Below are 8,756 nucleotides of genomic sequence, written 5' to 3' on the forward strand. Positions count from 1 at the left end.
ATATATCATTTGTTAAGCGCTTTCAATAGCTTGTAGTAGAATAGATTTCAGTTTCAAAACTATTTTATAGAACAGACTATCCTGAAAGTAGTTTCAGACCTCTTATGATTTCGAATCAACCTGAATGTCGTCAAAAAAAGATAGCAGGCTGAAAAACCTGCTACCTCTTCTGAGACCTACTCAAAAAGCTTTTACTTATTATTCTTTTCTCTTCTTGCCAAATGCAAACAAGGATAAAAGAACACCTGCAAGACCAAAGGAAATCAGTGAGTTTGTTTCCTTGCTTCCCGTATTTGGAAGTTCATCTTGTTTAGCTGCTGGCGCTTGATAGGTCACATCTTGGCCTAGAGACAGTTTGTTGTCTGCAGTTGCTAATACTAGATTGGTGTCTCCTTTGTACTCTGGTACTTCAAGGATTGCTGCCTCAGCGCCATTGACACCTCCCTTATACTCTGGCAGGTCATTTGAAGCTGCCAAGACAAAGTTAGCACCTCCTCTATATTCCGGAAGCTCGTTTGAAGCTGCTAGAACTGCATTGACACCACCCTTGAACTCTGGAAGTTCATGAACTGCTGCCTCAACAGCGTTGATCCCACCTGTAAATTCAGGCTTTTCAACCGTTGGCGCTGCTTCTTCGCCTACTGTTGCTAATGGACCGGTGTACTCTGGCATCTCTGCCACTGGGGCTTCCTCAGCATTAACACCTCCTGTGAATTCAGGTTTTTCAACCGTTGGTGTTGCTTCTTCACCCACTGTTGCCATTGGACCGGTGTACTCCGGAACTTCTGTCACAGCAGCTTCTTCTGCATTGACACCACCTGTGTACTCCGGCACCTCATGGATAGCAGCTTCACTGCCATTAATACCATCGCTTAGTTTAGAGCCAGCTAAAGAAACTGGTAAATTGTGCATGCTTTCAATTGCACCCTCAGCTAGACCTGTAATTCTTTGACCCATATCCTCTGGATCTATTGTGAATAGGAGAGTTTTTGTATCGTACTGGGTCATAAAGGTTGCTGTCTTGCCATTTGCCAATTGAAGGGTCGGAGCCTTGTTGACCAATACTTCCGAATCGAACTCCATGGCAATAATACCTGGCCATTTTTGGATAGCATATTTTACTTTTGCTTCTTTAGGAGAAATTCTGTCTTTGCTTAAGAAATCCCAGTTGAATTTCTTATAGGATAAAGTATAATCGTTTTGATTGCCATCCGCATGCTCATAAAGCAAACCATATTCGCCATTTCCGAGTTCTTGGAGTGAGTTGTAAGCAAACTTACCACTTTGTATAGGATTGTGTTTCAGCCATGTCAACTCACCATTCTCCTCAACACGAGCCAGGTGAACCAAACCATTGTTGCGTCCAGGACCACCAGCATTGCTGAGTAGAATGTATTCCTTGCCTTCATGCATGGTGTGAATAGCGGACATTTGAACATAAACGTCTTTTACTTGAGGATATCGTTTGATTTCCTTATCCCACGTTGCTCCTCCATCATGACTGGTCGCAACCTGAAGATCACCAGTCAACCCACGCATAAAGAGCTTGAGATCCCCATTATTCAACTGAACAACAGTTGACTCCGTATTTTGGGCGCCTGGATTATTCATGGTTGAAGAATGAATGGTTTGGTTGCCTACTGGACGGTTATCATTAACTGCTTCCCCTGCTTGCCATGTTTCACCATGATCATCTGAGTAAATTACACGAGATGATTGAGAACCACTTAGGTAGGAAACGTTGTTTGTTGTATAAACTGGAATCACCAGTCTTCCCTTATGAGGTCCTGTACGCAAGGCAATCCCCGTACCAGGTCCAGTTCCTAGGAAGTGCATCCAATCTTTCCGAATCCCATGTGTAATATCTTTTGGTGCAGACCAAGTCTTCCCATCGTCATCACTGTAGGACATCCATAGGTAGTTGGTATTGGAAACTCTAAAAATATTCTTCTCGCTATACTCAAAATAAATATTCCCGATTAGCTCATTCCCTTTATACAAATCTCCCTTATCGCTGTAGGCTGGTTTTTTAGGGTCAACGACAACACGATAATCTGTCTTTCTATTTTGAGGGTCGAAAACCTCTCCGTTTTCTCGAATTGTATAGCGACCTGATTCTCCTTGCTTATATAAAACTTGATAAACTTTATCTCCCACTTGTTCATAAGCTTTCGGAGCTTGCCCCGGCAATGAAAATACTGCCTTACTCTCAAGGAACATGTCGTAAATTGCAAAAATTCTCTTTGTTTCAGGGTCTTGCACCAAGGCCATATCAATATTAACTGGAGATGGCCAATCTGCATGTTTAGCGTGCTCATTGTCCCGAGGATTTGAGATTACGATTCGGTCTCCCCATGTTTTTCCATTATCTGAGCTGCGACGAACAACCATCCCAATATCTCCCCAGTCAGAATGGTGCAAACGTCTTTCATCCGTTCCTGCAATCAGAGTTCCTTTATCTGTCTTGAGAAGAGCTGGGATACGATAACTCTTGATACCATCTTTATTTGGTTGATTGTTCCTACCACCTTCAAAGACGTCTTCTTTCTCAGTGACTTTTGCTCCCTCAGGAAGTTTCTGTTCCAATTCACCTCTTTCAAATAATTGACTCCGTGTTTGAACTTCATCTGGGCTTAAAGCACGATCATAAACAGTTAGGTTTCGAACTTGTAGATTTGATGCCCAAACTGTTTTATTGCCCCGTTTGGTTGCTCCAAGTTGAGCTTGATTAACATCTGGCATATCTTTGATGAAGTTACCAGATTTGAGACTTGTACGGGATAAGACACCATTCACATAGAGACGAACTCGACCATGAGGTAACTCCGTTGTCGGTTGTTCGACAGTAAAGGTCACTGAATTCCATTGTCCAGGGCGAACTTTCAAAGGAGCATCTGTATACTTATCATAGAACTGCTCCCCGTTAGCGCCACGACCTTCAATAAGAGCTGTATTATCAAGGACCGACATAGTAAAATACTCATTTTCCTTGGTGTCACTGGATACAGAGAAGAGATTGTAAAAGCGTGGAGCTGATGCATCTGGTTTGAACTCCATGTGAACTGTAGCATTTTTTAGTTGCTTTAGTTTATTTAGTTCACTTGATAAATCAACTCTCTGACCATTTGTTGCATTGGTTTCAACATCTTCTTTTTCAAGGACAGGATTGGCATTTTTTAAATCTCTTGAGTAATAGTCACGAGGAATAGCCCCCTGATCCTCTGATTCCTCTTCCTTATTTGCTTCTTCTGCAGGGGTTTCCGTAGAGGATGGAGTTTCTGATTCTGCACTCTCATTTTTTTTCAAATGATCTTGGTCCACCTCAACGCCGTTGTCTTGAGCTGCTGCCAATTTACCAGCCAAATCCTTATCCAAATGAGCAAGATCTCCCGAGGACACTTCTTTTGGCAATTCTGATAAACCTTGACTAGGTTCGACAGTTTCTGTATTGGCCCCTGCTGCATTGGCTTGCTCTTGAGCTAAGACTGGATTTGCTCCAAATACTACTGTACCAATCACTACAGATGCCGCCCCAACTGCAAATTTTCGAATTCCGTATCGCTGTTTCCGATCTAAAGATTTGTAATTCATGTTTGTCCTTTCATTTTTCATAAAATAAAGCGCTTTCTTTTTCTTTAAAAATTTTTATTGTCTCTCAAGAGACAAGTTTTACAAGAAAGTATCCAACTTAATGAGAGCTCCCAATCCTCTCCCATTTTCTGCTGAGCCCGAGTTTTTAACCACCCGGCAGCCTTTTTCCTCCTTTCACAAGTGACTTTTCCTTTATTATACAATAAAGTCTTATATTTACATCTGTGTTCCTACAGAATAGATTTTACTTTTAAGAATATTTTAATATTTTAAATTTTCTAAAAGTACTTTCAGGTTTTGGACATAAAAAGAGAGCTCCTGGGCTCTCTCATTCATTATCTTACGTACTTAAAAGGAATCTCACTGCCACAGAGCCAGTTGTAGACTTGGTCATTGACAAAAACATTCATGGCTTCGTGAGCATACTCAGGCATGATGCGATAGGCCTTGTCGCAAGTTAGACGGTTGTAAATCGCAAACTGGGTAATAGGATAGCAGACATCGTCATCCAAGCCTGTAATCATCTTGACCTCACCTTGAATGCGATGGGCAAGATTTTTCACATCGATATAAGCAAGGGTCGCCATGATTTCCTCCTCTGTTTCATGGAAGGGATCATGGAACTTGAAATATCGGAAGAGTTCATCATAGGCTTCACTGGTATTGCCAATCTCAAGCACTCGTCTAAAGTCTGACAAGAAAGGATAGATGGCAACTGTTCGCTGAATCCGAGGATTGAGCGCTGCTGCAACCAAGGCTAAAGCACCGCCTTGTGAGGCACCATAGCTAGAAAGTCTTTCCTCATCTACCTGTGGCAGACTAGCAACAATTTCGATCAACTGGTAAATATCCAGATAGACATCCTTATAAAAGAGCTGGTCTCGACCTTCAACAGCACCACGGATGATATGTCCCTTAACGGTATTTCCCAAAGGAGAGCGCAAGCCATCTTGCGAATAACCTGACTGGCCTCGGACATCCATAGAAACAACACCGTAACCAGCCACAGTATAGGCTAGCATGTCAGCCCAATCCCAACCACGGCCCATGTACCCATGGAAATGGAAGATTAGCGGAACCTTCTCCTCAGTCTTTGGAAGGACGATTCGTGCATAGACCTTGCCTTCATTAGTTCCTTCAAAGGTCAGTTCATAACACTTGACTTGAGGAATATGAAAATCCCTTTCCTCCAACTGGTAGGCAGGAAGGACTGAAACTTTTTTGACCTCTTCATCCCAGAAAGCATCAAAGTCTTCTGGAATCTCATCCCGTCCTAGATAGGTCTTGATTTCTTCTAACAAAGCTGGATTTTTCATAGCATGCTCCTTTAGTTTTGTAATCGCTATCATAACTCTAGCATATCTAGGAAGGCAATGCAAGAAAGAATGCTAAATAGAAAGTGATTTTAGATTCTCTTTCCTCAAACCTATCGTCTGAAAGTAGTTTTAAAAATAAAAAGAGCGTTTCCGCTCTCTGTGTATCAATAGGTGCTAGCTCCTTTCTCTAGTTTGACGGTTTGGAATTTCTTTTGGTAGGTTACTTTAATAGTCATGTGAGAGCCCTCGTTTCTTTTTGATGACTCTAGTATAAGACCCAAACCTAAAAGCTAGCTTAAGTTTTCCTTAGAGAAAGCTTATACTCAATGAAAATCAAAGAGCAAACTAGGAAACTAGCCGCAGGTTGCTCAAAGCACTGCTTTGAGGTTGTAGATAAGACTGACGAAGTCAGTTACATATATAATCCAAGGCGACGTTGACGTGGTTTGAAGAGATTTTCGAAGAGTATTAATCCAGATGTTCTTTCTTTTCCAGATGGAGAGCAATCATGCGCCATTCTGGATCCTCTTGCCAACCTTCTATCGAACTAATGTAGCTGGCAACCTTTCTGGCTTCTTCTAAAATCGGAAAATCTTCGATAATATCAGCCACTTGAAACTCTGGAAGTCCTGACTGTCTGGTTCCAAAAATCTCACCAGAACCACGCATTTTCAAATCTTCCTCCGCAAGGACAAATCCATTGGTCGTCTCTGTCATGATACGCATGCGATCTTTCCCGGAATCCGTCTTGGGATTAGCTACGAGAACAGCATAAGACTGCTTGTCCCCCCGACCGACACGGCCTCTGAGCTGGTGAAGCTGGCTGAGACCGAACCGATCGGCATCCATGATAATCATGACGGTCGCATTGGGAACATTGACCCCAACCTCGATAACCGTTGTAGATACTAGAATATCTGTTTTTCTCTCTTTGAAATCCTGCATGATCTGGTCTTTTTCGTCACTCTTCATCTTACCATGTAGCAGAGCAACCTCAGCCTTGCCAGCAAAATGAGCTGTCAACTCCTCTGATAAGGCAATGGCATTTTTCAAATCCAGAGCTTCAGATTCTTCAATCAAGGGAGAGATGACATAGGCTTGCGAACCTTTTTGAATTTCTCCCTCTAACCAAGTCAAAACCTGAGGCAGCTGCTCATGTTTAATCCAGCGCGTCACAATCGGCTTCCGTCCTGCTGGCATCTGGTCGATAATGGAAACATCCATATCCCCAAAGGCTGTGATAGCCAGTGTTCGCGGAATGGGCGTCGCTGTCATCATGAGAACGTCAGGATTGTCCCCTTTTTCCCGTAAAATACGCCTTTGCCCCACACCAAAACGGTGCTGCTCATCAATGATAATCAAGCCAAGACGAGCATAATCCACCCCATCTTGTATCAGAGCGTGGGTTCCGATAATAAAGTCGGCCTCACCCTTTGCTATGGTCTCCAAGACTTCTCTTTTTTCTGCAGCTTTTAAGGATCCTGTCAAGAGAGCGAGTTTCAAGTCTGGAAAAAGGTTCTGTAAACTCTCAAAGTGTTGCTCTGCTAGGATTTCTGTCGGTACCATGAGAGCTGCCTGATAGCCAGCCGTCACTGCAGCAAACATGGCTAAGCCAGCAACCACTGTTTTTCCGCTCCCTACATCTCCTTGCAGGAGACGATTCATGTGGTGGTCCGACTTCATGTCTGTCAAAATTTCCTGCAAACTCTTTTCCTGAGCTGAGGTCAGAGCAAAAGGAAGATTTTCCTTAACAGCTGTCACCTTTTCCTTGGACCAATTCAGAACCAGACCGCTTCCCTGAACTCTATTTTCAGATTTGAGCGTCTGCAACTGCATTTGAAAATAAAAGAGTTCCTCAAACTTGATACGGCGAAGGGCCTGCTTGTATTCTGCCAAATCCTTTGGAAAATGCATAGCACGAACTGCATGACAACGGGACATGAGTTTGTATTTATCAAGTAAAGACTGGGGAAGATTTTCCTCTATCAAGAGGTCCAACCCCTGATCAAAGGCTGTCTTAATGACCTTAACCAGCCCTGCCTGACTGATTCCTTGAGCCAGACGATAGACAGGTTGGAGGTCATCTTCCACCTGAGCCAGAACCTTCATCCCAGTCAGACTAGCCTTGGCGCGGTCCCATTTTCCAAAGACAGCAAGTGTTGCTCCCAACTCTATCTTATCAGCCAGATAGGGCTGGTTAAAGAAGTTCACGGCAAAAACGACTTCTCCCTGCTTGAGGCTAAAACGCAGGCGATTACGCTTGAAACCATAATACTGGACACTAGCAGGAGTCACGACTTGACCAGACAGAACAGCCTTTTCGCCATCTTCCAACTCTAGCACCTGCTTGGTCTTGAAATCTTCATAACGGAAAGGAAAGTAGAGCAAGAGGTCTTGCAAGTTTTCAATTCCTAGTTTGGCGTATTTCTCTGCTGACTTTGGCCCCACACCAGGCAAGACATGCAAGGGTTGGTGTAGATTCATGCTCCACTCCTTTCATTTTAATAATATTCTCTCGGAATGCGGTCGCTGAGGAGGCAAACCACCTCATAGTTAATAGTTCCACGATAGGTCGCTACCTGAGTAGCTGTGATTTCCTTGCCACCGTTTGTGCCGATCAGGGTTACTTTTGTTCCTAGCGGATAAATCTTAGGCAGACGAATGGTGATTTGGTCCATAGATACTCGTCCGACGATTGGGCAAGCTTGACCATCTACCAAGACAGAGAAATTCTGCATGTCTCGTGTCCAACCATCCGCATAACCGATTGGCACCGTCGCAATGACTTGCTCACTATCCGCTTGATAGGTGGCTCCATAGCCCATGCAAGCTCCAGCTGGAACTGTCTTGACATGAACCAGGGCAGACTCCAAACTCAAGGCTGGTGTCAAATCATAGGGTAAGTCCAAGACCTCTCCACTTGGATTGAGACCATACATGGCATCTCCCATACGGACTGCATTGCAAATAGTCTCTGCATGCCAGAGGGTCGTTGCCGAGTTACTGGCATGAACCAGTTCTGGAACTTTCTTCATACTTGCCAAAATAGCTTTAAAGCATTCTAACTGAGCATTAAAATACTCATCTGATTCTTCATCTGCAGTAGCAAAGTGGGTAAAAATTCCCTCAATGCGAGCACCATGTTGCTTGAGCAAGGCTTGAGCCTGCTCTGCCTCACTGGAATCTCGGAAACCAATCCGTCCCATCCCTGAGTCAATCTTGAGGTGAACCGTTAAGCCAGATAAATCTGTCTCCCTAGCTAACAGCGCTTGAATCCACTCCAGTCCAGCCACTGTCAAGGTGATGTCGTATTCTTTAGCAAGAGAAACAGCTTCTAGCTCAGAAACTCCTAAAATGAGGATTTTCTTGCTAAGTCCAGCCAGACGAAGTTCAATAGCTTCATCAATATTGGAAACACAAAATCCATCAACATCATCTTGAATAGCTGTGGCAACAGCTACTGCCCCATGACCATAGGCATTGGCCTTGACCACTGCCCACTTGAGCGTTCTTTCAGGGATATGAGCCTCCATTTGCTGAATATTTTGTCGAATAGCTCCCAGATATATCAGAGCCTTGGTTGGTCTATGTGGACTAGCTTTCATGATTTTCCTCCAAAATGACACTGGCTGTCACAAACTGATCTGTATGGCTGATAGATAGCCAAATCTTTCCTGAAAATGGTGCCTGACTAAAATAGGGAGCCCCCCGTTCATTGTTCAAAACTTCCAAATCCTGAAAGGTCAGTTTGCCAATACCAGTTCCCATAGCCTTGGAAAAGGCCTCCTTAGCTGACCAGCGACCTGCCAAGTATTCGATCTGTCTGCGCCCTTTGAGACTGGTAAAGCG

5 protein-coding genes are annotated in these 8,756 nt (G+C 43.7%); all 5 read right to left on the reverse strand.

Translation table 11 applies throughout. The features are described from left to right. Positions 1–198 precede the first annotated feature (198 nt). On the reverse strand, positions 199–3,591 hold the full coding sequence (locus SORDD27_RS05810) for an SIALI-17 repeat-containing surface protein (protein WP_061428097.1): 3,393 nt from the start codon (positions 3,589–3,591) through the stop codon (positions 199–201). Positions 3,592–3,926: 335 nt separating this feature from the next. Then, the gene (locus tag SORDD27_RS05815; protein ID WP_061427883.1) at positions 3,927–4,907 is read right to left on the reverse strand and encodes an acetylxylan esterase; all 981 of its coding nucleotides are present in this window, start codon (positions 4,905–4,907) and stop codon (positions 3,927–3,929) included. Positions 4,908–5,375: 468 nt separating this feature from the next. Then, entirely contained in the window at positions 5,376–7,391 is a 2,016-nt protein-coding gene (recG, locus tag SORDD27_RS05820; RefSeq protein WP_061427885.1) for an ATP-dependent DNA helicase RecG, read from the reverse strand. Positions 7,392–7,408: 17 nt separating this feature from the next. Further along, positions 7,409–8,512 (reverse strand): alanine racemase, encoded by a 1,104-nt coding sequence (gene alr, locus SORDD27_RS05825; protein ID WP_061427887.1) that lies wholly within the window; start codon positions 8,510–8,512, stop codon positions 7,409–7,411. Further along, positions 8,502–8,756, reverse strand: a 255-nt coding sequence (locus SORDD27_RS05830) for a holo-ACP synthase (RefSeq protein WP_061427891.1), incomplete at its 5' end; no start/stop codon positions are given. The genes SORDD27_RS05830 and alr, both read right to left, overlap by 11 nt.

Origin of the sequence: Streptococcus oralis (assembly GCF_001579025.1) — a bacterium.
Lineage (GTDB): Bacteria > Bacillota > Bacilli > Lactobacillales > Streptococcaceae > Streptococcus > Streptococcus oralis_X.